This window comes from Streptomyces sp. NPDC046335, from assembly GCF_055587985.1.
Genome location: NZ_JBVJFF010000014.1, coordinates 239,830 through 265,654 on the forward strand (window position 1 = coordinate 239,830; position 25,825 = coordinate 265,654).

Here is a 25,825-nt window from a genome sequence, read left to right on the forward strand (position 1 = left end):
CCGGGCACGCTTCTGCGCAGGCAGACGGCACGCTAGATGACCAGCCCCGAGCGGCCGGGGAAGCGCGCGCCGGAGTCACCCCGTCGGTGTACCGGCCCCGCTTGCTGACGGTGCCGTGGCATCAGCTGCGCGGGCCGTTCTGGGCTCGCTGCCCCATCCGCTCCCAGAACCGTCTCAGGCCGGCCAGATCCGTGTGCCGCTGCCATGGGGCCTCGGGCCGGGCGAGGGAACGGAGCCGGGACCGGGACAGCAGGGTGAGCTGCGCACGGCAGAAGGCTTCACTCAGTTCCGCGCGCTGGCTGTCCAGGCCTTTGGGCGGGTAGGGGCACAGCTCGAATGCGCAGTCGTCGCGGCAGTTGGACCCGGCTTGGGAAGTGGCGGCGCCCATGGCGGCGCGGCTCGGGTCGAGCGGGCGGCGGTCCAGGGTCAGACACGGCGGCAGGTCCGGCCGCGCGGTGTGACCCAGGCGTCGTACTCGGTCCTGCGGCCAGTCCCCGCGTTCCGCGAGGTTGAGCAGCAGCATGGCATCGGCGAGGAGCTGCTGGGCACGTGGATGCAGGGTGCTCCACCCCGTGGAGGGCGGGATCCACAGCTGGTGCTTGCGTACTTCGCCGCCTGCGGCGGTCTGTGAACCGACGACGGCGGCCACTCCGGACTCGTCGATCCATAGGAACCGCTCCGGCCTGCGGGTTCTCAGGGCCCAGATGCAGAGCTCGGCGGCCGCATCGACGAATGGGTGCTGTGGTGTCCCGTCCGGTAGGGCGAGCCACTGTCGGACCTGTTCGGCGGGGTCGGAGCCGTGCTCTCCGGGGAGGGGTGCCGTCGTGGCGTGGTCGGGGAGGTTCCACAGGGTGAGCGCGTGCAGGAGTGTGAGGCGGGTGAACCAGAACCGGGCGCGCTTGAGCATGTCCCAGGCCTGCTCGCTGAGGTATTCGCGTGCTTGTGGGTGGGCGTGCGGGTGCCGGTGGCGGCGGTTGGCCGCGTATTTGAAGCCTTGGGCGAGAGCGATTTCCAGCGACAGGTCGAGGGCGGACGCGCCGTTCGTGTCGGGGGTGCCGACCCGCCGCACCCAGCTGCCAAGGATCTCGTAGGGGGTGTTGTTGTGGCGGCGGGTCGTGACGGAACCCACGAGCAGGGGGACCAGCCATGCACACAGGGTGTTGTCCCGCCATTTCCGTTCCTCCTCCTCGCGTTCCTCTTCTTCTCGCCGGAGTGCGTCGCGCCGCTGTGCGTGACGTTCCCGTGTTTCCCGCCGAGTGCGCGCGATGTTGCCTTCGCTCCTGCGGTGTTCCCTGCTCTCCTGTTCGAGGACGGCCTCGGGCTGCTGGCTCTCCCAGAGGGCGACCATCCACTCCGACTCACGTTCCATCGGCGCTGCCCGCACGATTTCAGGTCCGCGCAGGCGGGGCTCGAGGACCTCGAAGGCGCTGTCGCCTCCCGCCCCGATCTCCTGTGCGATGGCCAGGCGGACGCGGTAGGACCGTTCGAGGCGCGCGATCTCGAAGAGTTCCGGGTAGGCGGGCTGCATGGTCTTGCGGCCGGTCACGGTACGCATGGCCTCGCCGAAGCGGGAGACGAGGAGTGTCTTCGCCGCCACGAGGCTGTGCGGGTCGTGGGCGCGCAGGTCCGACCAGGACGTCGTCAGCTCCATGGCGATCCGGTGCTGCCGAGGTTCGGCGTCGACGCTGTCGATCTCCAGCGCCGCGGCGTACATCTGAATCGCCTTGATGTGCAGGGTGCGGCCGAAGACGTACTGCGGATCAGCCAGGTCGCGGGGCGAGGTGCCCGGCCTGCCGGTTCTGTACGCCTGCGCACGGCAGGCCGCGTTCAGGAGGAGATCGCGCGCGGCGGACACGGGGCACCAGGCGTCGCCGTCCTCGTGGGCCTCTCCGTGCGGGCAGGAGCCGTCCAGCGTGCGGGAATGGAGCACGAGAGCGATCAGCAGTTCCCGTCCCGGGTTTTCCAGGGCCGCCGGGAAGTAGAAGCCCGGCGTCGGCTCTTCGGGTACGTACGGATGGAGCACCGCGTTGAGGAACCGGGCACCGAGGTGGGCCTGGATCACGCTGTGCTGGAATCGGGCCTGGTTTCCGTTGACGAGTTCCACCAGGTCCATGCGCATGCCCCAGTGAGCGGCGAGGCGGACGTCGAGCCGGCTGCTCTGGACGCGCCGTGCCAGCTCCCGGACGATCTCCGGGAAGCGGGACCGGGTGGGGTCCTGCTCATGGACGACGTCGGCGAAGCGGGCCTCGGAGGAGTCGTCGGCCAACCCCACGCAGGCGAGCGCGGACAGGTAGTCGAGCGTGGCTTGGCGCTCGTCCTGGCCGAGCGTGATCTCGGGCCGCAGGCGTCCGGTGACAAGGGCGCGGAGCCAGGTCTCGAGCAGGTGGAAGCGGAGCGCCGCCCGATCGGCCCCGCGGGTCTCCACGCCCTCTTCGTCGAAGTGGCCGGTGAGGGCGCGCTCCAGCAGGCCATGCTCGTGGAGGTCGTGGGCGACCTGGAGATAGGTCGGGGCCTCCGCGATGCCGGCCTTCTCGACGATCCAGTCGAGCCGCTGGTGGTCCTCCGCCGTGGTGCCGGAGGAGATGTAGGTGAGGGCTGCCTCCTCGCTCAGCGGCTCAAGAGCGGTCAGCGAGGCGTCCAGCCCGCGAAGCGAGTCGTGCGGACGTGAGGTGATGATCAACGGCAACCGCTCGTCGTTGGCGCGGCGGATCGCCAGCCTGATGACGGTGTCGCGCTGTTCGGTCAGTGCCTCGCCCACGAGGGCGTCCTCCAGGCCGTCCGCCAGGACGACGATGCGTCCCTGCTGGCACAGTCGTCGCCAGACTTTCTCCGCCTCGCCGCTGGAGCGAACGTGTCCCTGCACCTCGCGGCAGAAGCGTTCGAACGCCAGCTGTCGGAAGTCCAGGTCGCCCGCCGTGCCGCGCAGCCGCAACGGGACCGGTACGGCGCCCCGCCTCGCCAGTTGCTCCGTCAGCAGGACGATCAGCGCGGTCTTGCCGGTACCGACCCCGCCGGTGACGACGTGGGTGCGGCGGAAGCGGCTGTCCCGCAGGTCCTCCATGAGGACTTCGCACAGTTGGTCGCGGCCGACCACCCGGCCGAAGATGCCGCCTGCCGTCTCCACCAGGTCCTGGGGAGCTTCCACGGCCTTGCCGAGGTAGGCCCTGCTCACACGGGTGAACCGGAAGAGGAGGTACGCGAGCGTGGCCAGTGCCAGCGTGAGGAACGGCATGAAGACGCTCTGCAGGATGCTGCACGACAACGGGCTCTTCTCGCACTGCCGGTCGGCCCACTGGATGGGCGACCACGACCGGTCCGCGACACCCAGCGTGACCAGGGCCATGACCACCAGGAGCAGCAGGGCGAGCGCGCCCAGCAACGTCAGGCCGAGGAGGAGGAAGTACCAGCGGCCTCTGCGCCCCCTCCACCTGCGGGCGCGGTCATAGCCCCGTTCCATCAGCCGTCGCGAGAAAGCCCTGTCGAAGTTCACCCGAGAGCGTTTCCACGCGGGCCGGAGAATGTAGCCGCCGCGCCGCGCATTCAACACCTCGCGCGCCGCCATTCACCCGTCCGAAGCGGGCGGAGGCCCGGTGAGTCCCTTCACACGATGGTGAATCCCGGATGTGTGGCGAAGGCATTGTCGATCACTACGTTTCCCCGCTGTTTGGCGGCTTCACGCAGTGCCGTCGTGGTGCGTCGCCCGTCGGCGTAGAACCACCACAGGTAGAGGGCTCCGTACATCCAGGCACCCTCGTAATCCCAGGTCGAGTCGGCTCCGCTCTTGCCCGCGCCGAAGGTGGAACCCGCGGGGAAGTTCGCGTTGTGCGGTTGGCCGCCCCGATGCCGGGCCTCGTGGACAAGGGTCTCCGCCCGGCCGGACACGTCCTTGGTGTAGAAGCAGAGGGAGTACAGCTCGATACGGTCGCTGAAGGCGGCCGCGACCGCGTTGCCGTCGCCGCATCTGGCCCACAGTTCGTTCATCTGCTCGCGGACATAACGGCAGGCCCAGTGCAGGGCGTCGCCGTTGTAGTCCTCATTCATGTAGTCCTCGGCCGAGTAGTTCAACAGCCAGATCGAATTCAGGATCCGGGCGAGAGGGAGGTCGGTGTCGGCGACGTTCTCCCAGCCGAAGCCGTCGTCCCATTCGCTCTTCTTGAACTTGTAGGCCGGCCACGCCCAGTCGATGAACTCCTGGGTGACGCGTGGCTCGTACAGGTTGTCGCCGCTGGTGTTCTTGTCGGGCACGGTCGCGCTGCAGACGGCCATCGGCTTTCCTCTTCCGGGTGGGGGTGGGGCACGGTTTTCAGCTGGGCCGGAGCCGCGGGGCGTCGGAGCCGTTCGGCCCGCTGCGGCCGTTCCGGTCCTCCGGAAGGAGCGGGTGTGGCGGGGAGGGGTCGGTCCCCGCGCCTTCGGCGAGGTGTGCGCGGGGATCGCGTACCTGCGGTGCCTCGCGTACGTCGATCCGCCGTACGTCGAGCAGGAACCGCTGGTCCTCCGGCAGGAGTTCCAGCAGCCGGGGCCGGTGGCGCTCGCCTCCGGGGGTGGCGAGCAGTGCCTGGACGGCGGCGCGGCGCATCGACAGGGAGGGTTGTTCCAGGGCCAGGAACAGGGCTTCGACGGCCTCTCCGCTTCCCTCCATCGCGAGGTGCTCGATGCCTTCCACCGCCGTCGTACGCAGGATCGTCTCCTCGGTGACCGTCGAGAAGCTGTGCGCGTCGGCGGACTCCTCGGGCGGGATCGGGGTCGCGACGATCGAGCGCAGATAGGGCAGGGCGCCATCGTGCCGCAATGCGGAGGCGATGTGGATCAGGGCCCAGCGACCGGCGTAGTCGCGGGAGTCGAGGTGACCCTCCGCGCGGGCGATCTCGGCGACGGCGTCCTCGGGCCGCTCGCGGAGGCGGCCCAGCATCTCGTCGTAGCGGGCTTGCGCGCCCTCTCCGTCGGCGGTCATGGCGGCGGCCAACAGCCCCTGAAGCAGGGCGCCTGTCGCGCTGGGCTCGGACCGTACGCGCGGGCGCTCCGCGCGAAACGAGTCGGAGACCCGAGGAATGTCCCCGTAACGGGGATCAGATGAACCAGGTGAACCAGGTGAATCGGGTGAATCGGGTGATTCAGGCGGCATACCGCGAGCATTCCGCGATGCCCTGCCGGGAGCAATCGCCTGTTCAGGTGGTGCCCGGTTCCTCGGACGGTGCAGCTCGGTTCCTCAGACGGTGAAGGGCCGCTGCCGCAGGAATTCATTGTTGGCGCTGCCGGTCGCGAAGAGGCCGGGGCTCTGGTTGGGCGGCATTCTGCGGAGGATTTCGCGTTGGAAGGACTTGTGGCCGCCGGTGAAAATCCCCTCGCCCCACACTTCGCGGAGTGTTCCGGTGAACAGCCCGTTCTCCCAGCCGTCGGCGGCGAGCTGGTTGTCCGCGCAGGCGGAGATGAGCAGAACGCTGGCCGCCAGTTCCAGGGTGTCCTTCGGATTCAGGCTCCGCTGGATCGTGTCGTAGAGGTCTTTGTCCCTCGCGTACGCCTCGTGCTGTGCGGCCGGCGGCATGACGCGGGAGGTGACCTCGATGTGGTCCGGGTCGCGAGTCTGTTCCGTCCCGACCGGCGGCTCGCCGCCGCCACCGGCGTCACTATCGACGGCGCGAAACTGATCAAGCTCGGCCGCGACGACGACCGGCAGTTCGACCCCCGCCTGCCCGAGAGTCAGCAGGCCGACCACCCCGTCTACCGGGACAATCCCCTGGACAAGGGGCACATGGTCCGCCGCCTCGACCCCGTCTGGGGGCCCGGGCGGCGGCATCCCTCGACAGGTCGGGCGTCTGGTCCAGCCATGGCGGATGCGGAGCGTGCCGGCGATCCTCCCCCGCTGGGGGCCTTCCGCACCTTCCAGGTGCCGGTGGCCGACGTCGCCGAGATCACGGGGCTGAACCTGGGACCACTGCCCGACGCCGACCTGCTGCCTCCTGGCGTACGAGCCGCGCGCCGCTGGACGCGACTGGAGTCGTACGACGACATCGCCTTGAGCCAGTAGGAACCAACGGTGGCCCGTGGCCACATCCGACGACGCGTCGCCGATCGCCTCCGCTCGCCCGGCCTCCCCGGCCCGGTGAGCGGAGGGCACAGGTACCCCATTCGGCCCAACTGAAGTCCGCATCCTTGGTGGTCTGACGGTTAATCAGCGAGATGCCTTCGCGGCCGTCGGCGATGACACCCTCGACGACCTGCTGATCGAGGCGGAAGGCGTCACGATCGACGGCCCGAGCGGCGTCCTGGGCATGGCGGGCCGCACTGACTGCCGGGACGGCACCGCCCAGTTCGGTGCCATGCTCCCCGCGAAGGGCATCATGCGGTTCGACTCCGACGATCTCGCACGGATGGAGACCGACGGCACCTTCGTGGACGTCATCACCCACGAGATGGGCCACGTACAGGGCATCGGGAACCTGTGGAAGCACCTCGGCCTCCTCACGGGAGCCGGCGGCGGCGGACCGGGCACCAGGGACAGCTACTGGCGGGAAGCGGTGTTCGTCAACGAGCTCATGTCACCGTTCATCTCGGGCAGCGACAACCCCCTCAGCCGGATGACCGCGGCGAGCCTCGGCGATCTCGGCTACCAGGTCGACCTCGACGGCGCGCCGAGCCGTACACGCTTCCGGACCTGCTCCGCATCGCCCGGTCCGGTGGACTCCTGCCGCACACGGCACCCATCGGCGACGGCATCATGCTGCGCGCCAGTCGGGGTCAGTCGATGGACAGGCGCTCCGGCGGGAAGCGGTCGAGGCCGGTGGCCTGGGGGCAGTTGAGGACGGAGACGTGGAGGTGTTCCAGCGGCGCCAGAGGTGTCAGGTCCAGCGGGCCGCACGAGCCGAACTCGACCTCCTCCAGCTGTGGCAGCTCGGCGAGGGCGGCGATCCCGTCCACCTGCGGCACATGTCCCACGTACAGCTTGGTGAGTTCCTGGTGCGCGGTGAGCTCGGCCAGATCGACGGCGGGGACGTCCAGGATCTGTAGTGAGGCCAGCGGGGAGAAGGTCCCGGCAGCCAGGAAGTCCTGCCACTGGTGCTCCTCGTTGACGGTCAGCCAACGCAGGGACGTCAGTTCCCTAAGCCCGGACAACCGCATGCGCGCACCCTGCCCGAAGAACCCGAGACCGTCGAGCCGGGGAGCGAACGGGAGCTCGTCCAGCGACTTCTCCACCGGAGCGAAGTCGAGGACCATGTGCCGCAGTTCAGGCGTCTCACTCAGAGGAGCCAGCGACCAGCGTTCGCCCGGAGCGTAGAGGTAGAGCGCGCGCAGGGGCATCCCCTCCAGTGAGTGGAGGTCGGTGACGGCCGGGCAGTTGTTGAGAGCCAAGGAGGTCAGGTGGGGCAGCCCGCCCAGGGGGGTGAGGTCGGCGAGCGAATTGTTGTTGATGAACTGCACGGCCTTCAGGCTCGTGTGCCTCAGGACGACGTCGGGTATGCCGTGATCGCCGTTGAGAGCCAGCTCGGCGAGGTGGGGGAGATGCGGCAGGAAGGCCAACTGCTCCGCCTTGGCGATGGGCAAGTATCCCTCGCCGACGGTTCCCGCAAGGATCGTCTCGAAGTACTCCTGGGTGTCGAACGCCGACCACGCCAGGCCCAGCTCGATCCGTACCCGCCCACGCTGGTCCGTACGGAAGCGTGAGATCACCCGCAGCGCCGCGTCTCCCCCGACCAGCCGGGCCGTCGCCACGACCGCCGCCGCCTGCCGGTCGGTGAGCCCCTCCGGCCCCGGCAGCAGTTCCAGCACCAGTTCACCTGCCCTGGCCAGGGATTCGGCCTGTGTGGTGCTCTGCGGCGGCATCAAGGCGCCCGTCCGTTCCTCCACCTCCCCGCGCACCCGCGGATCCAGCTCGGGCGCGTGCTCCAGGCTCGCCGCCGCCAGGAGCACCAGGCGCTCCCGATGCCTGCGGACCTTGTCTGCGCGGCGCAGCAACTGCCGCAACAACCGCGTACGTTCCTCCACCCGTGCGTGTCCCACCGCCATGCGCACCACGTCGTCCCACTGGTCGTCATGGGCATTGCGCACCAGCACCCCGAAGTCACGGGCCTCGACCGCTGCCTTCGCGCCCAGGTAGTCCTGGAAGGTGCGGTGCACGAAGTCGATGTCCCCGGGCGCGGATTCGCGGAGCAGGCCACTGCGGATGAGCAGATGCGTGAAGACCTTCTCGGCATCGCCTTGCGCACGCACCTGTGGCATCGCCTCCAGCCACTCCCCCAGCATCGCGACGACCTCCTGCCGGTCGGCCACGATCTGGGCGTTGCGGATCATCCAGTACGCCAGCCGCTGGAGCAGCGCGGTCTGTTCGTCGCGCGAGAGGTTCACGTCCTCGACCGAGGAGATGTCGCGCTCGGTGTCTCTGCGGATCAGCAGCAGGTCCAGGGCCGCGTCGTAGAGCTCCTTGCGGGCGCGCGGCAAATGCATGCGGCGGTCGCGGTTGAGGGCGCACAGGAGGGCGCACATCAGCGGGTTGGTCGCCAGGCGGCCGAGGTCGCGCCGGGTCGTCACCGCCTCGACCAGACTCGCCTCATACCGGCTCAACTGGTCGCGTTCGCCCGCGCCTTCACACTCCCGCTCGGCGGTCTCATGCCAGTGTGCGATGAAGGCCAGGACGTCGCCGCGCTCCATGGGCAGCAGGGAGTACGCGGTGAAGCCCTGGCCCGTCGGCCAGTCCTGCGGCACGGCAGAGGGCCGCGTGGTCACCACATACCGTGCGTGCGGGAACGCGGTGATCAGTGACCGCAGCCAGGCCTCCGCGCGGCCGCGGAGCTTGGCGGGCACCTCGTCGACGCCGTCGACCAGCACCAGCGCACGCCCACTGGCCAACAAGCCCTCCGTCCAGCCTTCAGGGGCTCGCAGCGGGACTCCGGCGGCGGCCAGGAAGTCCTCGGGCAGCGGAAGCCCGTCAGGGGAGTGGAACGCGCGCAGCCGGAGGACGAAGGGCACGCAGCGGTTCCAGTCGGCCAGCTCCGGTCCGAAGCTCTGGCGCGCGGCGTTACAGGCCAGCCACTGCACGAGAGTCGACTTGCCCGACCCGGCCGTTCCGCGCAGCACCAGCCGATCGCAGCCGGCCAGGGCCTGCTCCACCCGGACGACTGGCTGCGCCGCGTCGCCCGACAGGCCTTGCTCGGCGTGCGGGCCGCTCGGCCGGCCGTCGGCGCTCACCGTGAGACTCAGATACGCGGTGTCCAGTGACCACTCGGCATGGGCGCGCCGGCCCAGGGACACGCCGAACAGCTCCAGTCGGCCGTGGGTCTCGGCGATGTATGCCGCGTACCGCCGCTCGAAGTCGAGCGCCGGTGCCGCGGGCGGCTGCCGGTCGCGCAGCAACTCGCCGGTGCGCCGCGTCTGCTCCACCGCCGCGCGAGCCGCGAACGACGGATGAGCCGTCAGTTGCTCCACCAGGTGCGCGCAGCACAGCGCCAGCAGCTCGGCGTAGAGCTCCCGCGCCCGCTCGGCGAGGTCCGGCACCGGTCGGCGCAGGTCGTCCGTCAGCCGCTGAGGGTCCAGGTCCACCGCGAACAACCGCCGCGCGTCCAGCGGTCCCGCTGCCGCGAACGTGTCCTGTACGGCGGCCACCGCCGCGAGCCGTTCGTGCTCCGGCAGCGGTGCGTACGCCTCCTCGATACGCCGGGAAAGCACTCGGGCCAGTCTCTCGGGGCCAGGCGGTTTCGGCAGTGGCCGCACCCGATGCTCGACCAGGTTGGCTCCGGGCTGCGGCGTCACGACCGACTTCACCACGGCGGAGACGACCGTCGCCGCCAACCGGATCACTACCGTCTCAAGCCCCTGCATTCCTGCTCCACCCACCTGCCGCCCGACTTCGCCACGCCCCCGCGGGTGTCCCCCACTGCGGCCGGGTCCCACGCTATTACGCCGCGACAACCGCGGGCAGCGGAACGGCTCGGCTCCGGGTGACTACGCGTCACGCCCTCGCAGCAGCAGCGTGCCGGCCAGCAGCGCGGCCGCGGTCCACGCGGCGAGCACGCCCAGGCCCTCCCACGGGCCGATGGGCATCCCGGGCAGATCTACGGTGGCCTGGACCGCGAGTCCGGCGGGCATCGGCGCGATCTGCTGGAGGTGGTGCTGCCATTGCGGATCGTGGACCACCTGAGTGACGACCGGGAAGAGGTAGAGCAACCCGAGCACGAGCCCGATGGCGGTCGCCGCCTGCCGTACCGCCGTCGCCGCGCCGAGGCCGATCAGGGCGATCAGCGCGAGGTAGAGGACCGAGCCCGCGGCCGCGCGCAGGGTCGGACCGTCGGCCAGGGACAGCGGGGCGTAGCCGTGCGCCTCGGTGAATCCGTTGCCGGGCAGGATGTAGCGGCCTGCGAGGAGGGAGGCCAGGACGGCGGCCGTCCCGGACGCCAGGACGACCGCGGTGAGGACCGTCGCCTTGGCGGTGAGGACGGTGAGCCGGTTCGGCACCGCCGTGAGGGTGGTGCGGATCATCCCGGAGTCGTACTCGCCGCTGACGGCCAGCACCGCGAGGACGACGACGACCGCCTGCCCGACGGCGACGCCGGTCAGGGCGAGCTTGACGGCGTCCTGGCCGCACCCCGTGTCCGGGCACTTCACGGCCTTGGCGGTGCCACAGCCCACGGCCACGGTCAGAGTGACGGCGAGCAGGAGCAGCCGGCCCGTTCCCCCCGCGGTGCGCAGCTTCGTCCACTCCGCGCGCAGGGCGCGGCCGAAGTCCCCGTACCCGCCGCTCGCCTTGCTCATGAGTCGTGCATCGCTCAGGCGGCTCACACGTCCCTCCTGCGCAGCCGCACCACGGCCAGGCCGAGGGCGAGCAGGGCGTAGCCGCACAGCACGGCGAAGCCGGTCCACGGAGCCAGCGGGTAATACCCGGTCGACGGCTCGTACACGCTGAGCACCTGCGGGTGGTACGGCAGGGTCTGCTGGATGGCGAAGCCCGCTGCCGGAGTCACCCGCAGCAGCCACTCCGATACGCCCGGGGGCAACACGCCGGAGGTGGCGAGCAGGAAAGGCAGCACAAGCGACGCGATGACCAGCGCGACGGCCGTGGCGCTGCGCCGCAGCAGAGTTCCGACCCCGAGGGCGAGCACTGCGGTGGCCGCACAGAGCAGTCCGGTGCCGAGCACGACGCGCAGTTCGGTCGCGGACGTGACGGGGAAGACGTGGAAGCCTCTGCCGAGCGCGCCGCGTACTCCGATCGGGATGGTGATCGCGGCGGAGACCAGGCCGACGGCGAACGCGACGTCCCCGGTCACCAAGGCTTTGGCGCCAAGTACCGTGCCCCGTAGCGGAATTGCTGTCATGGTCGTGCGCAGGAGACCGCGCCGGTATTCGCCGGTGATGGACACCGTGGCCACGGCGATCACCACGATGAGCCCGGCGAATGTGCCGACGAGGAAGTTCTCGACGGAGAAGCCGGCGCCCATGACGGGCCCGCCGACGACCGGCGCGATGTCACCGGCCCCGGTCACGGTGAACGTACCGACGGTCCGAATGAAACCGCCCTTGGTGGTGTTCGTGTAGCTGCCGGAGGTGCCCGCGTCGCCGCCCACCTGTGTGCCGCTCCACGCGCCCTTCGACCAGCCGCCCTTGAGGGCCGGGGCACCGAAGGTGCCGGTGGCCGCGGCGGGGCTGAAGCCCGTGCCCACCGCGGTGTCCTGCTTCGCCTCCGGTGACGCCGCGAAGAACCCGGCTCGCACGGTGCGCGTGAGGCCGGGCAGCTTCACACTGTCGACCTTGGTCCAGCGGGAGCCGTCGGTGGAGGCGTAACCGGTGAGGCCGTCGCCGGAGCGGACCAGGCGCAGCCAACGCGGGGAGCTCATGGACACCTTGCCGGAGGGACCCGCCGTGTCGTGGGTGTAGTCGTGTTGCATGCGCACGCCGTGGCCGCCGGTGGCCATGACCGCCGCATACGGGGAGCCCTGGGTGAGGCTCTCCTTCATGATGATCCCGGCCTTTGCCCAGGGCTGGGCGCCCTTGGCCGGCCGGCCGCCGGTCCCGGTGTCGGCCACTCCGGTCAGGGACCGCAGCTCGACGGTGAGGCTGCCGTCGCCGGACAGTTTCTTGTGGACGAGGTAGAAGTTGTCGTTGACGGCCTCGCCGCCGGGGCCCTTCGGGTAGGAGGTGGAACCGGGGCCGGAACCGGAAGCGATGTTGGGGCCGGAACCGGTGCCGGGGCCGGTGGGGCCCGGCGCGGCCGTGCCGAGCAGGCCGACCCCGATCGTCGTCAGGAGCGCCGCCGCCATGGCGAGCACCCAGCCCCGTACCGTACGGAACTTCGTCCACTCGGCATGCAGCGTCGCGAGGAATCCACCTCGCTCGGCACGTGGCGTGGCCGGGGGGCGTGGGGTGAGGGTGGTGGTCATCGCGTGGCCTCCCCGGCCGGGATGCCCCGGTATTCCACCGCGTCCCGGGTGAGTTCCATGTACGCCTCTTCGAGCGTCGCCCGGTGTGCGGAAACCTGCGAGAACGGCACCCCGTTCCGGGCGAGCAGGGCCACGATCTCCTCGTCGGGCAGGCCCGTGACGTCGAGAGTGCCGGGGCCGGTGGCGACCACGGTGGCGCCCGCGCTGTGCAGCACCTGGGTGGCGTGCGGGGGCGCGGCGGTCCGCAGGACGACCCGGTCGCCGGACGCCTCGGCGAGCAGCCGGGACACGGTGGTGTCCGCGACGACCCGGCCGCGTCCGACCACCACGAGATGGTCGGCGGTGTCCTCGAGTTCGCTCATCAGGTGACTGGAGACCAGGACGGCGCGGCCCTGCCGGGCAAGCGTGGCCAGGAAGCCGCGCATCCACACGATGCCGTCAGGGTCCAGGCCGTTGAACGGCTCGTCCAGCATGACCACCGGTGGGTCCCCGAGCAGTGCCGCCGCGATGCCCAGGCGCTGGCGCATGCCCAGGGAGAAGCCGCCCGCCTTGCGCCGGGCCGCCGGGCCCAGGCCCGCCTGGTCGATGACCTCGTCCACCCGCCCGGCGGGCAGCCCCTGTGAATGGGCCAGCCACAGCAGGTGGTTGCGGGCGGTACGGCTGGGCTGGAGTGCGGAGGCGTCGAGCAGTGCCCCCAGGTGCCGCAGCGGGCGACGCAGGCTCCGGTACGGCACCCCGCCGACCAGCGCCTCCCCTTCCTCGGCCGCGTCCAGGCCCAGGATCACGCGCATGGTGGTGGACTTTCCCGCGCCGTTCGGGCCCACGAAGGCGGTCACCCGCCCTGGGCGCACGCTGAACGTCATGCCGTCCAGGGCCAGTTGGGCCCCGAAGCGTTTGCGGAGGCCGATGACCTCGATCGTCGCCTTCGTCGCCCTCGTGGCGTACGTGTCGTAGCTGCCACCGTCGGCAGCGCTCTCATCGCTCATGGGCCCCAACCCTGTGACGGCACGGGTTACAGGGGCCGAACGGACGCTGTCACCTCGCTGTTAGGTGCCGCCGCTTAACCTGGTCGCGGGAGCTTGGCCGGGAGATCCCTGGTTCGGGTACGAGAAGGGAGCAGCGGATGACGTGGGGTACGCCCCGACGGCTCACGGGCCTGACCGCCCGGCTCGGGCTGCGCCGTGGCACCGCCCGCGCCCGCTTCACCGCCTTGTACGTCACTCTCTTCCTGCTGTCCGGAACGGCACTGCTCGCCATCACCGCCGTGGTGGCATCCGGCGGTTCGAGCGACAGCCAGGCCGCGCCCGGCAACGGCAGCGGCAACGGTCAGCCCGCCACGGCGGCCCAAGCCCGGGACCGCGTCGCCGAACTGGAACAACAGCTGGCCCAGGCACACGACACCCAGGCCAAGGAGATCCTGACCGGGTCCGCCATCGCGCTCGGTGTCATGGCGGTGATCTCGGTCGGCCTGGGGTGGTTCGTCGCGGGCCGGGTGCTGCGCCCGCTGCGCGTGATGACTGCGGCCACGCGCCGGATCACCGCCGACAGCCTGCACGAACGCCTGGCCATCGGTGGCCCAGGCGACGAGGTGAAAGACCTCGCCGACACCATCGACGACCTCCTCGGCCGCCTGGAAGGCTCCTTCGACGCCCAGCGCCTCTTCGTTGCCAACGCCTCGCACGAGCTGCGCACCCCACTCACCACGATGCGGGCATCCCTGGACGTGGCCCTCGCCAAACCGGGCCCGGTACCCGAGACCACGGCCACCCTGGCCACCCGGATGCGCGTCGAGCTCGACCAGGTGGACCGGCTGCTGGAGAGCTTTCTCGTCCTGGCGCGCACGCAGCACGGCCAGTTCACCGACTCGGGGTCGCTCGCCCTCGGCCGGCTCACACTGACCGCCCTGGCCGGACGGGCCGAGGACATCGCGGCCAAGGGCCTGACGGTGCGCGAGAAACCGATCGACGACTCGGCGCAGGTGTGGGGCAGCCATACGCTGCTGCGCCGCGTGGTTGACAACGTGATCGACAACGCGATCACGCACAACGACTCCGGGGGCTGGATCGACGTCGTGGTACGGGCTGAAGCAGGCAAAAGTGACGACGGCGGCGGCACAGTGTCCCTCGTCGTCGAGTCCAGCGGACCGGTCCTCGACCAGCGGCGGGTGGCGGACCTCGCGCGGCCCTTCCGCCGCCTCGGCGCCGACCGGACCGGCACGGGCCGGGGCAGCGGCCTCGGTCTCTCCATCGTCGCGGCCATCACCGAGGCCCACCACGGCACCCTGGACCTGCGCGCCCGCCCCGACGGCGGCCTGCGCGTCACCATCACCCTCCCGCACCCGGGCGGCAGGACAGCAGAAGGCCCCGGCACACAGATGGTCGCATCGCGTTGAGAGTCCTGGTGGTCGAGGACGCCCGCCCGCTCGCCGAGGTCATCGCCGAGGGGCTGCGCGACCAGGGCATGGCCGTGGACATGGCCCACGACGGGGTCGACGCCGCGGCCAAGCTGGACGTCAACGCGTACGACGTCGTCGTACTCGACCGCGACCTGCCGGGCATCCACGGCGACACCCTCTGCCGGATGATCACCGAGCGGTACAGCCGCGTGATGGTCCTGATGCTGACCGCCTCCGACTCACCCGGCGACCGCGTCAGTGGGCTGACCCTGGGCGCCGACGACTACCTCGCCAAGCCCTTCCACTTCCCCGAACTCGTCCTCCGTATCCGCGCTCTGGCGCGCCGCCGTCCTGCCGCCCGGTCCCGCACACTGCGCGCGGCCGGCATCGAACTCGACCCGCTGCGCCGCATCGCCACCCGTGACGGACACCAACTCAACTTGAGCCTCAAGGAGTTCGCGGTCCTCGAAGCCCTCCTGAACGCGAGCCCCGCCTTTCTCAGCTCCGAGGACCTCCTCGAACAGGTCTGGGACGAGCATGCCGACCCGTTCACCAACACGGTCACGGTGACCATCAGCCGCCTGCGCCGCAAACTCGGCGACCCCCCGGCCATCACCACCACACCCGGCGTGGGCTATCGGATCACGGACGCAACTGCCGCGCCGAGTTGAGTGATTGGCCGGAGTGGGTTTCCGCCCCGCTCCAGGGCTTGGCCGCAGGGCCTGAGCGGTGGCCGGTAAGGGCACGGAGGCGCTGATGCCCAGCGCGTAGTGCTGATTGTCCCGCGCCAGCACCCGCAGGGCAGCGAGGCCAGGCCTCCACCCGCACGGTCGTCCTCGTGGACGCCCTCGTGGTCCACCGGCAGGAGCGCGATGAGGTGATCACCGTAGACAGGACAACGCACCCTCAACCGGGCAGCGCAGCAGATGGACGCGCAGACGTTCCGCGTCCAGCAACGGCGGCACGGCACCGGCCGTCATCATCCGGCGAGCCGTCCGCGTACCTCACCGACGGCTGCGGCCACCTCGGCGACCGCGCGCCCGGCGGCCTGATCGCGCTGGCACTCACCCGGACACTGCCGCGCGGAGGGTGGTGGGGGAAAGCCGCGGCGCTCGGCGTGCTGAACATCGGCCTACCCCTCCCACTCCTGTTCCTCACGGCCGAACGCCTGCCGGGAGGCGTGGCGGCCACTTTGGCCGCGGCCCAGCCGCTCGTCATCGCCCTCCTGGCCGTGGCGGTCCTGCGCGAGGCGCTGTCCGTCTGGCGCTTCGCCTGGGGACTGATCGGCATGGCCGGCGTGGGCCTGGTGGTGATCGGGCCGAGCGCCTAACCGCTTTTGCCGGCTGGCAGCTCACCGCAGGGGGGCTGTTCCTGCTCCCCATCACGTTTCTGGCCGAGGGTGCGCCTCCGACCATCGACCTGACCGCCGCCCTCGGCTACCTCTGGACGGGCCTGGTCGGCGGACTGATCTCGTACGTCCTGTGGTTCGGCGGCATCACCACGCTGCCCGTCACCTCGGTCGCCGTTCTCGTCCTGCTCTCACCGCTGGTGGCCGCGGTGCTCGGCGCCGTCGTGCTCGGCCAGACCGGAAAGACTTCGTCATGCCGCACCACAAGACCGTTCTGGTCACGGGCGCGATCGGTGGCCAGGGCGGCGCGGTCGCCCGTGGACTGCTCCACAACGGCTGGGGTGATCCTTGAGGCGTGGCTGCGCAGGTCTCGCGCCCGCGACCACCGCTGAGTGAGTGTCAGTCCGCTGAAGTATCCTGCCCGCCACCGCACACCGACTGGGGAGACCAGGAGAATTGACCGGCTTGACTGCTTTTCCGCTGCCCTTTAACGCTTCACGTTCCATAGCGTTCGCGACACCCCGAACGCTGCGGGAACTGCAGATGATGCAATGCAGCTCACATATCCGGGCGAAGCCCGGGTGGTTCGACAAGATGCATGATGCCGACATCGTCACCAGGTGGACGCGAGAAGCGGTCGCCCAGGGACTCACCGAGGCGCAAGTTCGCTACGTGCTTGCCGAACTCGAGTATTACGCCGCGCTTCGGGACGGACGAACCGGCATCGAGGCGTCCGCCGTCGACGGGGTGTGGCAGTCGGACACTCTGATCGACGACGGACTCAGATCCCGGCTGCGTGAGGCGGTCCGGGTTCTGGAGCAGGTCCCCGAAGCGGAACAGGACTGGCATCCCGGATCCGACGGCCAGGTACTGGACCTGGTTCATCCCTCACTTTTCTGCCTGGTGAGAGACGTGAGCGGCGGGCCCGAGCGGGCTTGGCGGAATCCGACGGACCGCTACTCGAAGTACGAATTCTCGGAGAAATTCCAGTGGCTGCCCACTGACGTCGACGTCAGTGACGACGGCGCCGTCGCCTTCCGTTCGTACGTCAACAACGTCCACCCCGAGAACCACCGTGAACTGGCCTCCGTCCTGCCGGACGTGTTCGCGCGCTTTCGCCCACTGCTGGAGAACGTACTCACTGATCTGCGCCATCCGCGACCCACGCGAATCGAAGCCGATCCTTACGGGTGGTACGACTCGGAGCCGGAGTGTCCGGACAAAGCATCCTTCAGTGACGAGGGCGCCTATGCCGAAGCCCTTGACGCATGGGAAGAGGCCCAGGACGACTGGTGGGAAAATCGCCGCCCGTCCATCCCCGACGCCCCCGCCTTCACCCCGCCCGAGTCGCCCGAGGAATCCGCCCGGGTCAACCTGCGCGGCCGCCGTCTCCAGGTCATCGTCAAACTCGCCACCATCCATCTCACCTCGGACAAGCCCGAGTACCCCGGCGGTTCCTGGCATGTCGAGGGGATGATGAACGAGCGGATCGTCTCGACCGGCATCTATTACTGGGACAGCGAGAACATCACCGAGAGCCGGCTGAGTTTCCGGGCGGCACTCGACGACCCGGACTACGAGCAGAACGACAACAACGGTATGCGCGACGTCTACGGCCTGGAGAACGAAGACGCACTGAACCAGGTACTGGGCTCGGCATCGACCCCGGCGGGCCGCTGCCTGGCGTTCCCGAACATCCTCCAACACCGCGTCGGCTCCTTCCGCCTCACCGACCCCAGGCGCCCTGGACACCGTAAAATTCTTGCGTTCTTCCTGGTCGACCCGTCGGAAAAGATCGTCTCGACCTCCGACGTACCACCGCAGCAACCATGGTCCAGTACCTCGACCATGACGCTCGCACAGGCCAAGGACCACCGCGAGCAACTCATGCGGGAACGCAAGTTCTTCGTCGACGAACACAATGAGCAGCTCTACGAGCGCGAATTCTCGCTCTGCGAGCACTGAAGGCCGGTGCGTTCCGGTCCGAAGTGGCAGACATTGACGTTGCCGGACCGCGGAAGCGGACCCCACGATCGTGTGCATGGAGAACCAGGGCAGTCTCGAACCCGGAGAGATACAAACCGTACAGGCCCTCTCGGAGTCCCTGCGTCACCTCAAGCAGCGCTCCGGGCTGTCGTTCCGTCAGCTCGAGAAGCGCGCGGCGGCAGCCGGAGAGGTGCTGCCGCGCAGCTCTCTGTCCTGCATGCTGAACCGGGATGTGGCGCCACGGCCCGACCTCCTGGTCGCCTTTGTGCGGGCATGCGGTGACGGGGACAGGGCCGCGGAGTGGGTCGAGGCCAGGGACCGGGTCCTCAACGGGCACCCACCGGCGCCGGCCCCGGCGACCACCGCGGCCACATCACCCCCGGCAACCGCTTCGCCCGCATCGGACGTCCCTGCCAGGCCGCCAGGTCCTTTCGAGCCGGATCGCGGCCCCACTCGCGCACTCGGACCGCGCAGGTGGCATCGGCGACGCCGATTGACCACGGGGGTCGCGCTCCTGGCGGCGGCCGTCCTCATCGGGCTCGTCTCGCTGCGGGACTCCAGTGACCAGCAGGCCAGTGCCGACACCTCGCCCGGCACGGCCGCCTCGGTCGGCTCCGGACACCTGCCGCCCAGCGGATGGGTGACGGTCCGTGTCGCGAGCGATCCCGAGCTGTGTCTGTCCGACGGGCGGGTTCGCGACTGGCGGTACACACCCTTGGTCGCCGTGCAGCGGCCCTGTGCGGCGGCCGCCCCGCAGAGCACGCTGCTGGAGCCGGTGGGTGAGGACCGGTACCGCATCCAGTGGCACCATCCCGACTATGGCAAAGGCTGCCTGAAGGTGCTGACCGGCGGCAGTGGCGAGGGCCTGCTGGAGCCCATGGACGACTGCACGGACGGCAGCCTGTTCAGCATCGAGCCGTCGGGAGAGCTGGCTCTCGGCCGGTTCGTGCTGCGTGTCGAGGGCAAGGGGTGTGTGGGCATCGCCGGTTCCAGCACGGCCCCGGGTGCGGAAGCCGTCATGCAGCGCTGCACCGGCAAGGGCCGTCAGGTGTTCCTCGTCCGCGCCGTGGACCGCGGCGACGGCACGAGCCGCTCCGGTTCCTCGGCCGTGCCCAGAACGCGTGCCATGGGAAAGTAGCCGAAGGACCGTGAATCGTAGCTCTCGCCGCGGTTGTCACCGAGCAGCACGAGCATGCCCTCGGGTACGCGCTGCGCGGGTGCGTCCGCCAGTGCGGGGACCTCCGTACGCGGCACGGGGTCGCCCGGCACCGCGGCCACGCGCTTGATGAACCAGTGGCGTGCGTAGATGGCGTGCGCGGGAGCATTCGGCGCCAAGGGGGCATCCGGCCAGGGGGCGCGATACGGCGGCCGTTCCACGACCACCACCGCTCCGCGGACGGGGGCTATCCGGCGGCGTACCAGGACGCCGTCTCCTTCGCGATAGGCCGGCTCCATGCTGGTTCCCGATACGTTCACCGTGACCAGCCGCCTCTCCGCGGCACGGGCGATCGCGAGTACGGCGGTCACCACGAGAGCGGGCACGCCGCACAGCGCGGTCCGGGCCGGGCCGCCAGCAGTGACCGCGAGGGCTGCCGCTCCCGCCCAGAGGCCGGTGGCGGCCAGGTACAGGGTGACCCGGACGGCCCGCGCACGCCGTGCGCGGGCCTGCGCGCGGGTGACGGCACTCTCCGCCCACGAGCGCTGTTCCGCGTACACGGGTGAAGTACGGGAACCGTCGGCTGAACTCATGCGCTTTCTCCTGTTCGGACGCGGGGCAGGGTAGGCGCGGAGGGTGCGGGCGGGTCCGTGGAGGACCGGTAGGCGGATGCCTGGAGGGCGTACAAGCGCGCGTACTGCCCCTGGTGTGCCACCAGTTCGTCGTGGGTGCCTTGCTCGACGACTTGCCCCCTGTCCAGGACGACGATCACGTCGGCGTCGCGCAGGGTGCCGAGACGGTGGGAGATGAGCAGGCTGGTCCGGCCCTGCCGGTGGGCTCGCAGCGAGCTTTGGATCTCATGCTCGGCCGCCGCGTCGAGACCCGCCGACGGCTCGTCGAGGATCATGAGGTCGCGCCGGTCGCGTACGAACGCCCGCGCCAGTGCCAGGCGTTGACTCTGACCGCCGGACAGGATGACCCCGGTCGCCGGGTCCGCCTTGTCCTCCGCGGCGAAGAACATGCGGGACAGGAGGGTGTCGTAGCCCTGGGGCAGTGCGCTGAGCACGTCGTCGACTCCGGCGCTCTTCGCCGCGTCACGCACCCGCTGCGGCTCGTCGAGCGCTTCGAGGTCCCCTTGCGCGATGCTCTCGGCGGCCGTCAGGTCGTACTCCATGAAGTCCTGGAAGACGGCACTGATGCGGCGGCGCAGCTCGGCTATGTCGGCGTCACGCAGATCGACGCCGTTCCACAGGATGCTGCCACGGGTCGGGTCATAGAACCGGCACAACAGCTTGACCAGTGTGGATTTCCCCGACCCGTTGAGTCCCACGAGCGCGATGGCGGTCCCTGCGGGCAACCGTAGGCTGACGCCGCGCAGCGCCCAAGGATGGCGGGGCGAGTAGCGGAACCAAACGTCTCGCAGTTCGATGCAGTCGTGCAGCGGCGGCAGCTCGCGTGGCTCGGCGGTCAGGGGAAGCTCCGGCCCGGCATCAACGACGGCCTGGTAGTGGCCGTAGAGCAGCAGGGCGTGGTGCGCCCCCGCGAGGTCGCCCGCGAACGTGGTCAGCGCTGCCTGCACCCCGGCCACCGCAGCGAGGAAGACGGCCACGTCGCCGGGGGTGAGGCCGCCTGATCCCGCGGCGCGCACCGTCCACAGCAGTCCGAGGCCCGCCACCACGGCGGCCAGCAGTCCCAGTCCGGTACGGAGCCGCGCCTCTTGGCGGTCGACGATCCGGCGGGCCGCGTCCGCGCCGCGCCTGCTGCTGATCATGCGGCCGCGCAGGAAGGCACCGGTGCCGAAGAGGCGTATCTCCTTGGCCGCCTCGACGTTGGCCAGCAGCCCCATGTAGAAGAACTGGCGCCGTTCGTCCGGTCCGATCTCCCAGGCGGTCGCGGCGCGTCGGCGCGACAGCATGAATTCGGCCACCAGGGAGGGCATGGCGGCGAGCAGCACGAGCGGCATGATCGGCGGGCTGATGACCAGCAGCGAGCCGAGGAAGCCCACGACGGTGAACACCGATCGCATGGCGCCGAGCACTCCGTCGACGGCCTGTGTGGCAGCCGGTGAGGCGACGACGGTCTGCTGGGCGAGACGCAGCCGGTCCAGGAACTCAGGATTCTCGAACCGCTCCAGCCCGGCGAAGCTGCCCACGGCCTCGAACAACTGGTTCTGCGCGCACAGGCCGACCCTGCGGTCCATCTCGGTCCGCAGATAGTGCGCCAGGTGCGGCAGCGCCCCGGTCACCATGCCGGTGGCCACGAGCACCAAGGCCGGGAGCAGCAGCTCGTGGGCGGTGGCCCCGGCGGCGAGCCGGTCCACAATGAGTTTGACCGACCACGCGGTGACGACCGGAACGAACCCGGTCGCCAGGGCGGGCACCGCGTACAGCACGAGAGTCCCGCACGCCGCCCGGGCCACCAGCCGCAGCGCACTGAGCGCTTGCGCGCAGCGGCGGAGGCCCTGGCGCTCATGCGGCCCCGCGCCCCGTGACGGGGCCGAAGAGGTGGACTTCCGGGTGCCACGGCCAGGCCTTCGCGGTGTCCGAGGGGACATGCTCATCCTTCCCTGTGTCCCGCGGTCCCGAGGTGGGTGGGGAGCCGGTGCGGTCCGTCGGACGACCGCTCGATCAGTACGAGGCGACGGCCGGGCGCTCCACGTCGACCTCGTCGGTCATGACGAGAAGGCGGCCGTCCGTGCTCCGGTTGACCTTGAGGACCACCGGAAAGCCCCGTACCTTGCACGCGCTCGCGACGGCTTCGGCATCCCGCCCCGTGACCACGCGCGCCACGGGAGTGAGCGCGGCCACGCTGGGCGCGGCGGCCTCCGCGTCCTCCGGGGTGTCGGAGGTCACCACGGCGAGCACCTGCTCACGCCCGCGGGGCACGCCACGCGCGTATTCGACGAACTTGGGCAGCTTCTCCTTGCACGGGCCGCAGGTCGGCGAGAAGAACGCGACGACCGTCTCGCTCTCGATCATCGCGCCCCGCACCGGTTCGCCCTCCACCGAGGCGACGGAGAACTCCCCCACCTCGTCACCGGGCCCGAGCGACATCCGGCCGCCACCTCGCTCGGAGAGCAAGTCGGTGTGCTCCCGCAGCCGTTTGATGACACCGACGGTGAGAATGAGGTCGAGGGTGCACAGCACACCGACCAGGACGACGATGGCGATGAGGATGGGCACGTGCGTCTCCCTTCTCGTGGAATGGATCTCGTGCGGAGGTGCGGAGGTGCGGACGGTGGACGTGGCGTGCGGCGTGCTGCCGTGGGGACGTGCTACGTGCTCGCGTGCGGACGTGCTGGGTGCTCGCGTGCGGACGTGCTACATGTGCGAAGTCGTCGCGGTCAGAGGGCGGAACAGCGCCACGATGGAGTCGAGTGCGGCGATACAACCGCCGCCCATCAGCCCGGCCAGAGCCGCCACGACCAGTCCCGCCGCGTGCCCGGGTGGCGTCTCGGCCAGCAGCGTCGTGCCCGCCGCGCCTGCGGCGAGCCCACCGAGCAGGAGATTGCGGACGATGTGCCGCACCCCGAGTGGGGACGAGGACGCACTGCCGAAACAGCGGCAGGCCTCGCGCGTACCCCTGGCCAGGACGGAGAGGATGGCGACCGCGAAGCCGGTCAGCAGCACCGCGGCAAGGGCCAGTCCCAGACTCACCGCGCCGGCCCGAGGCACGAGGAGCAAGAGGCAGACGAGCCATTCGGCCGCCACCACGAGCACGGCGACCGCGCGGGTCATCGCGTCGGGCACGACATCGAGCCGGCCGAGAGAGGCGGTGAACGCGGCGAACGACCGTCTGCCGGCCACTTTGCCGATGGCGGCGGCCAGAAAGACCGTACCTATGAGAATGCGGATGCCGAACTCCGCGTACTGCATCAGATTCCTCACCTCCCGCGAGCGGACGCGACGTGTACCGGGGACACCGAGGCGGTGGGCGGCGACAATCGTGCCGCGGATCGCCTCCCGCCGGTGTCCCCAGCCGTTCGTCAGATCACGTCACCTGGTCACCTGGTCAGCAGCCCGGGCAGCTGCGCCAGCAGTTGATCGACCCGCAGTAGGTGTTGACGCAGCAGGCGCTGCGCGCGCACTGCCAGCACTCGTTGAAGCACTGACACGCCCGTGCCGAGGCGGATGCTTCGACCTTGGGGACGAACAGGCCCAGGAGCCTGTTGCTCATGGATTCCACTGTCTTACGCATGATCCTCCTTCTGAAGAGGCGAGCTGAGGGCGCCACTGAGCGGGGCGGCGCAGCGGAAGGGACATCGGGCGACGCACGGTTGGGGCATGTGAGGCCCAATCGCCCATGCTGTGCCGCCTGTTGCTCTGCGACGGTGCCGCAGCCTAGCGACGCCTGATGTGACGGCTCCACTGTCCGGCTGTCCGGGACGCGTCTGGGACAGGCGGAGGTGTCCCAGACGCGTCCCGGACACTGTCCAGCCTGGGGCTCGCGGTCCACGCTTGACGCGAAAAAGAGTGAGTGGTTGAGTACTCACATGAAGACGGAACATCGGCGGCTGTCCACGGCCGAGGAACGGCGCGAGACCGTGCTGCGCACCGCCATCGGGGCCTTCGCGGCGCGGGGGTACTTCGGTACCACGACCACGGAGGTCGCCAAGGCCGCCGGCATCTCACAGGCCTACGTCTACCGCCTCTTCCCGAACAAGGAAGTCCTGTTCTCCGCGGTCGTGGAGCACTGCTTCGTCCGGGTCCGCGCCGCCCTCGAAGGTGGCGCGGCGAAGGCCGAGAGCAGCTCCCCCGAGGCCGTGCTCACCTCGATGGGTGACGCCTACGCCCACCTGATCAGCGACAACGACCTCATGCTGGTCCAGTTGCACGCCCAGGCCGCCGCGGTCTCCGAGCCGGCGATCAGAGAGGCGGTCCGGGCGGGGTACGCCCGCACGGTCGAGTACGTCCGGAGCGCCTCAGGGGGCAGCGAGGGGCAGGTGCAGCAGTTCTTCGCCACCGGCATGCTCTGCCACCTGCTGGTCTCCATCGACGCCGAGGCGGTCTCCGCGCCCTGGACCCGCACCCTGGCCGCCGGGATCACGCACTACTGACACTCCTCCGGACGGACGGCCGCACGTCCACGGACCCAGCGGCCGTCTCTTTTTGGACCCTCCTAGTGAGTGGTCAACCACACATATCCCTATTGCTCGCCACCCGCGCCTTTCGGAATCGAGGCTCATCGTGATGACCAGCAAGCCCTATCTGACCGGCCACTACACCCCCGTCGCCGACGAGATCACCGCGACGGAGCTCACCGTGGAAGGCGCCCTGCCGCCCGAGCTGACGGGCCGTCTGGTCCGCAACAGCCACAACCCCAAGCCCGGCATCACCCCCACCCACTGGTTCAAGGGCAGCGGCATGGTCCACGGCATCCGGCTGAACCGGGGCCGCGCGGAGTGGTACCGCAACCGCTGGGTCCACACCCCCGCCCTGGACGGCACCCCGTACATGACCGACCGGGGCCCCGACCTGACGGCCAGCACGGCCGGTACGCACGTCATCGAACACGGTGGCCGGCTCCTGGCCCTGTCGGAGGCGGCGCTGCCCTTCGAGCTGACGGCCGACCTGGAGACGGTGGGCGCCTACGACTTCGGCGGCAAGCTCACCTCCGCCATGACCGCCCACCCCAAGGAGGACCCGGTCAGCGGTGAGCTGCACTTCTTCGCCTCCTCGCCCCTCCCGCCGTTCCTGATCCACCACGTCGCCTCCGCCGACGGCCAGGTGCTCGACAGCCAGGAGGTGCCCGGCGCGAGCGCCGCGCTGAAGCATGACTTCGCCATCACCGAGCACTACGTGGTCTTCCTGGAGGGCTCGGTCACCTTCGACCCCGCCGAGCAGTCCGGAATCCCGTACGGCTGGAGCGACGCGCAGGCCTCGCGGATCGGTGTCATGCCGCGCGGGGCGGGCGGCGCCCGGCGGATCCGCTGGTTCGAGATCGGCCAGGGGTACGGCATGCACTTCGCCAACGCCTACGAGGACGCCGCCGGGCACATCGTGGTCGAGGGCCCCACGGTGGGCCGCGAGGGCTGGCAGCGCTCCTGGAACTGGTGGGTCGGCGCCCCGGACCGCAGCGCCGAGCCCACCTCCGGCTCCCGCAGCCACCGTTGGACCGTCGACCTGACCGCGGGAATCGTGAGCGAGCAGCCGACCGATGACCTGACGGTGGAGTTCCCCACCATCAACGACCACTTCACCGGCAGCGAGCACCGCTTCCAGTACGCCCTGTCGTTCCCCGACGACCTCGGCATCGGCAACCACACCCTGGTGAAGTACGACCGCACCACCGGCGCCCGTCAGCTGCTGCCCTTCGGCACCGGCCAACTCCCCAGTGAGGCGGTGTTCGTCCAGGCGGAAGGCACCAGCGGCGAGGACGAGGGATACCTCCTGACCATCGTGAGCGACCTGAACGCCGACGCGTCCAGGATGCTCGTCATCGACGCCTCCGATCTCACCGTGCCCCCGGTCGCCACCATCCACCTCCCGCGGCGGGTGCCCGCGATGATCCACGGCTCATGGATTGCCGACGCCGCCCTCTGACAGGCCCCGGCCCCACCCCGAAACACACACCGAACG

Annotated in this window: 21 protein-coding genes and 1 pseudogene; 9 read left to right on the forward strand and 13 right to left on the reverse strand. The window is 70.1% G+C overall.

What is annotated here, in order from left to right:
* Window positions 1–121: 121 nt before the first annotated feature.
* The 4 genes from ACZ6JY_RS32145 to ACZ6JY_RS32160 form a co-directional block, all read right to left on the reverse strand.
* On the reverse strand, window positions 122–3,490 hold the full coding sequence (locus ACZ6JY_RS32145) for an NACHT domain-containing protein (protein ID WP_469201530.1): 3,369 nt from the start codon (window positions 3,488–3,490) through the stop codon (window positions 122–124).
* 110 nt (window positions 3,491–3,600) lie between these two features.
* Window positions 3,601–4,266, reverse strand: a complete 666-nt coding sequence (locus tag ACZ6JY_RS32150) for a hypothetical protein (RefSeq protein WP_469201532.1) — start codon at window positions 4,264–4,266, stop codon at window positions 3,601–3,603.
* Window positions 4,267–4,303: 37 nt separating this feature from the next.
* Window positions 4,304–4,951: a hypothetical protein gene (locus ACZ6JY_RS32155; RefSeq protein WP_469201533.1), complete on the reverse strand. Its 648-nt coding sequence runs from the start codon at window positions 4,949–4,951 to the stop codon at window positions 4,304–4,306.
* Window positions 4,952–5,206: 255 nt separating this feature from the next.
* A complete protein-coding gene (locus ACZ6JY_RS32160) occupies window positions 5,207–5,542 on the reverse strand; it encodes a hypothetical protein (protein WP_469201536.1) in 336 nt (111 codons plus the stop codon).
* 21 nt (window positions 5,543–5,563) lie between these two features.
* Between ACZ6JY_RS32160 and ACZ6JY_RS32165 the strand changes: the two genes are divergently transcribed.
* Together ACZ6JY_RS32165 and ACZ6JY_RS32170 are read left to right on the forward strand one after the other, a co-directional pair.
* Entirely contained in the window at window positions 5,564–6,025 is a 462-nt protein-coding gene (locus ACZ6JY_RS32165) for a DNA/RNA non-specific endonuclease (protein ID WP_469201537.1), read from the forward strand.
* Between the two features lie 244 nt (window positions 6,026–6,269).
* Window positions 6,270–6,797, forward strand: coding sequence for a hypothetical protein (locus tag ACZ6JY_RS32170; RefSeq protein WP_469201539.1), 528 nt, complete (start codon window positions 6,270–6,272; stop codon window positions 6,795–6,797).
* Here ACZ6JY_RS32170 and ACZ6JY_RS32175 read toward each other — a convergent pair.
* The 4 genes from ACZ6JY_RS32175 to ACZ6JY_RS32190 form a co-directional block, all read right to left on the reverse strand.
* The gene (locus ACZ6JY_RS32175) at window positions 6,736–9,810 is read right to left on the reverse strand and encodes an NACHT domain-containing protein (protein ID WP_469201541.1); all 3,075 of its coding nucleotides are present in this window, start codon (window positions 9,808–9,810) and stop codon (window positions 6,736–6,738) included. The two genes, ACZ6JY_RS32170 and ACZ6JY_RS32175, sit on opposite strands and share 62 nt — an antisense overlap.
* Before the next feature lie 123 nt (window positions 9,811–9,933).
* On the reverse strand, window positions 9,934–10,740 hold the full coding sequence (locus ACZ6JY_RS32180; protein WP_469201543.1) for an ABC-2 transporter permease: 807 nt from the start codon (window positions 10,738–10,740) through the stop codon (window positions 9,934–9,936).
* Window positions 10,741–10,763: 23 nt separating this feature from the next.
* On the reverse strand, window positions 10,764–12,362 hold the full coding sequence (locus tag ACZ6JY_RS32185; RefSeq protein ID WP_469201545.1) for an ABC transporter permease subunit: 1,599 nt from the start codon (window positions 12,360–12,362) through the stop codon (window positions 10,764–10,766).
* Complete coding sequence (locus tag ACZ6JY_RS32190; protein ID WP_469201547.1) at window positions 12,359–13,348, reverse strand: ATP-binding cassette domain-containing protein; 990 nt, start codon at window positions 13,346–13,348, stop codon at window positions 12,359–12,361. Before ACZ6JY_RS32190 ends, ACZ6JY_RS32185 begins: the two co-directional genes overlap by 4 nt.
* 137 nt (window positions 13,349–13,485) lie before the next feature.
* Here ACZ6JY_RS32190 and ACZ6JY_RS32195 point away from each other — a divergent pair, with 137 nt between their 5' ends.
* From ACZ6JY_RS32195 to ACZ6JY_RS32215, 5 genes and pseudogenes are all read left to right on the forward strand, one after another.
* A complete protein-coding gene (locus tag ACZ6JY_RS32195; protein WP_469201549.1) occupies window positions 13,486–14,754 on the forward strand; it encodes a sensor histidine kinase in 1,269 nt (422 codons plus the stop codon).
* Window positions 14,751–15,428 carry a response regulator transcription factor gene (locus tag ACZ6JY_RS32200; RefSeq protein ID WP_469201551.1) on the forward strand — a complete coding sequence of 226 codons (678 nt, stop codon included), beginning with the start codon at window positions 14,751–14,753 and terminating at the stop codon, window positions 15,426–15,428. The genes ACZ6JY_RS32195 and ACZ6JY_RS32200 overlap by 4 nt, the downstream gene beginning before the upstream one ends.
* A 206-nt stretch (window positions 15,429–15,634) precedes the next feature.
* Window positions 15,635–16,344, forward strand: a pseudogene (locus ACZ6JY_RS32205) (EamA family transporter); the annotation flags it as partial.
* 217 nt (window positions 16,345–16,561) lie between these two features.
* Window positions 16,562–18,070, forward strand: coding sequence for a DUF4246 domain-containing protein (locus ACZ6JY_RS32210; protein WP_469201553.1), 1,509 nt, complete (start codon window positions 16,562–16,564; stop codon window positions 18,068–18,070).
* Between the two features lie 514 nt (window positions 18,071–18,584).
* On the forward strand, window positions 18,585–19,229 hold the full coding sequence (locus ACZ6JY_RS32215) for an RICIN domain-containing protein (RefSeq protein WP_469201555.1): 645 nt from the start codon (window positions 18,585–18,587) through the stop codon (window positions 19,227–19,229).
* Here the strand turns inward: ACZ6JY_RS32215 and ACZ6JY_RS32220 are convergent.
* From ACZ6JY_RS32220 to ACZ6JY_RS32240, 5 genes are all read right to left on the reverse strand, one after another.
* The gene (locus tag ACZ6JY_RS32220; protein ID WP_469201556.1) at window positions 19,136–19,840 is read right to left on the reverse strand and encodes a S26 family signal peptidase; all 705 of its coding nucleotides are present in this window, start codon (window positions 19,838–19,840) and stop codon (window positions 19,136–19,138) included. The genes ACZ6JY_RS32215 and ACZ6JY_RS32220 overlap by 94 nt on opposite strands.
* Window positions 19,837–21,675, reverse strand: coding sequence for an ABC transporter ATP-binding protein (locus tag ACZ6JY_RS32225; RefSeq protein ID WP_469201622.1), 1,839 nt, complete (start codon window positions 21,673–21,675; stop codon window positions 19,837–19,839). Before ACZ6JY_RS32225 ends, ACZ6JY_RS32220 begins: the two co-directional genes overlap by 4 nt.
* Before the next feature lie 199 nt (window positions 21,676–21,874).
* On the reverse strand, window positions 21,875–22,429 hold the full coding sequence (locus tag ACZ6JY_RS32230) for a TlpA family protein disulfide reductase (protein ID WP_469201558.1): 555 nt from the start codon (window positions 22,427–22,429) through the stop codon (window positions 21,875–21,877).
* Between the two features lie 138 nt (window positions 22,430–22,567).
* Window positions 22,568–23,122: a MauE/DoxX family redox-associated membrane protein gene (locus tag ACZ6JY_RS32235; RefSeq protein WP_469201560.1), complete on the reverse strand. Its 555-nt coding sequence runs from the start codon at window positions 23,120–23,122 to the stop codon at window positions 22,568–22,570.
* A gap of 136 nt (window positions 23,123–23,258) precedes the next feature.
* Window positions 23,259–23,423: a hypothetical protein gene (locus ACZ6JY_RS32240; RefSeq protein ID WP_469201562.1), complete on the reverse strand. Its 165-nt coding sequence runs from the start codon at window positions 23,421–23,423 to the stop codon at window positions 23,259–23,261.
* Window positions 23,424–23,739: 316 nt separating this feature from the next.
* Here ACZ6JY_RS32240 and ACZ6JY_RS32245 point away from each other — a divergent pair, with 316 nt between their 5' ends.
* Entirely contained in the window at window positions 23,740–24,303 is a 564-nt protein-coding gene (locus ACZ6JY_RS32245; RefSeq protein ID WP_469201563.1) for a TetR/AcrR family transcriptional regulator, read from the forward strand.
* 133 nt (window positions 24,304–24,436) lie between these two features.
* The gene (locus ACZ6JY_RS32250; RefSeq protein ID WP_469201566.1) at window positions 24,437–25,789 is read left to right on the forward strand and encodes a carotenoid oxygenase family protein; all 1,353 of its coding nucleotides are present in this window, start codon (window positions 24,437–24,439) and stop codon (window positions 25,787–25,789) included.
* Window positions 25,790–25,825 lie beyond the last annotated feature (36 nt).

Bases quoted from the DNA above. Each gene is read 5' to 3' on its own strand.
- ACZ6JY_RS32150 (WP_469201532.1), bottom strand. From the start codon at position 4,266: ATGGCCGTCTGCAGCGCGACCGTGCCCGACAAGAACACCAGCGGCGAC.
- ACZ6JY_RS32185 (WP_469201545.1), bottom strand. From the start codon at position 12,362: ATGACCACCACCCTCACCCCACGCCCCCCGGCCACGCCACGTGCCGAG.
- ACZ6JY_RS32190 (WP_469201547.1), bottom strand. From the start codon at position 13,348: ATGAGCGATGAGAGCGCTGCCGACGGTGGCAGCTACGACACGTACGCC.
- ACZ6JY_RS32170 (WP_469201539.1), top strand. From the start codon at position 6,270: ATGGCGGGCCGCACTGACTGCCGGGACGGCACCGCCCAGTTCGGTGCC.
- ACZ6JY_RS32250 (WP_469201566.1), top strand. From the start codon at position 24,437: ATGACCAGCAAGCCCTATCTGACCGGCCACTACACCCCCGTCGCCGAC.
- ACZ6JY_RS32175 (WP_469201541.1), bottom strand. From the start codon at position 9,810: ATGCAGGGGCTTGAGACGGTAGTGATCCGGTTGGCGGCGACGGTCGTC.
- ACZ6JY_RS32235 (WP_469201560.1), bottom strand. From the start codon at position 23,122: ATGCAGTACGCGGAGTTCGGCATCCGCATTCTCATAGGTACGGTCTTT.
- ACZ6JY_RS32245 (WP_469201563.1), top strand. From the start codon at position 23,740: ATGAAGACGGAACATCGGCGGCTGTCCACGGCCGAGGAACGGCGCGAG.
- ACZ6JY_RS32180 (WP_469201543.1), bottom strand. From the start codon at position 10,740: ATGAGCAAGGCGAGCGGCGGGTACGGGGACTTCGGCCGCGCCCTGCGC.
- ACZ6JY_RS32195 (WP_469201549.1), top strand. From the start codon at position 13,486: ATGACGTGGGGTACGCCCCGACGGCTCACGGGCCTGACCGCCCGGCTC.
- ACZ6JY_RS32155 (WP_469201533.1), bottom strand. From the start codon at position 4,951: ATGACCGCCGACGGAGAGGGCGCGCAAGCCCGCTACGACGAGATGCTG.
- ACZ6JY_RS32240 (WP_469201562.1), bottom strand. From the start codon at position 23,423: ATGAGCAACAGGCTCCTGGGCCTGTTCGTCCCCAAGGTCGAAGCATCC.
- ACZ6JY_RS32220 (WP_469201556.1), bottom strand. From the start codon at position 19,840: ATGAGTTCAGCCGACGGTTCCCGTACTTCACCCGTGTACGCGGAACAG.
- ACZ6JY_RS32160 (WP_469201536.1), bottom strand. From the start codon at position 5,542: ATGCCGCCGGCCGCACAGCACGAGGCGTACGCGAGGGACAAAGACCTC.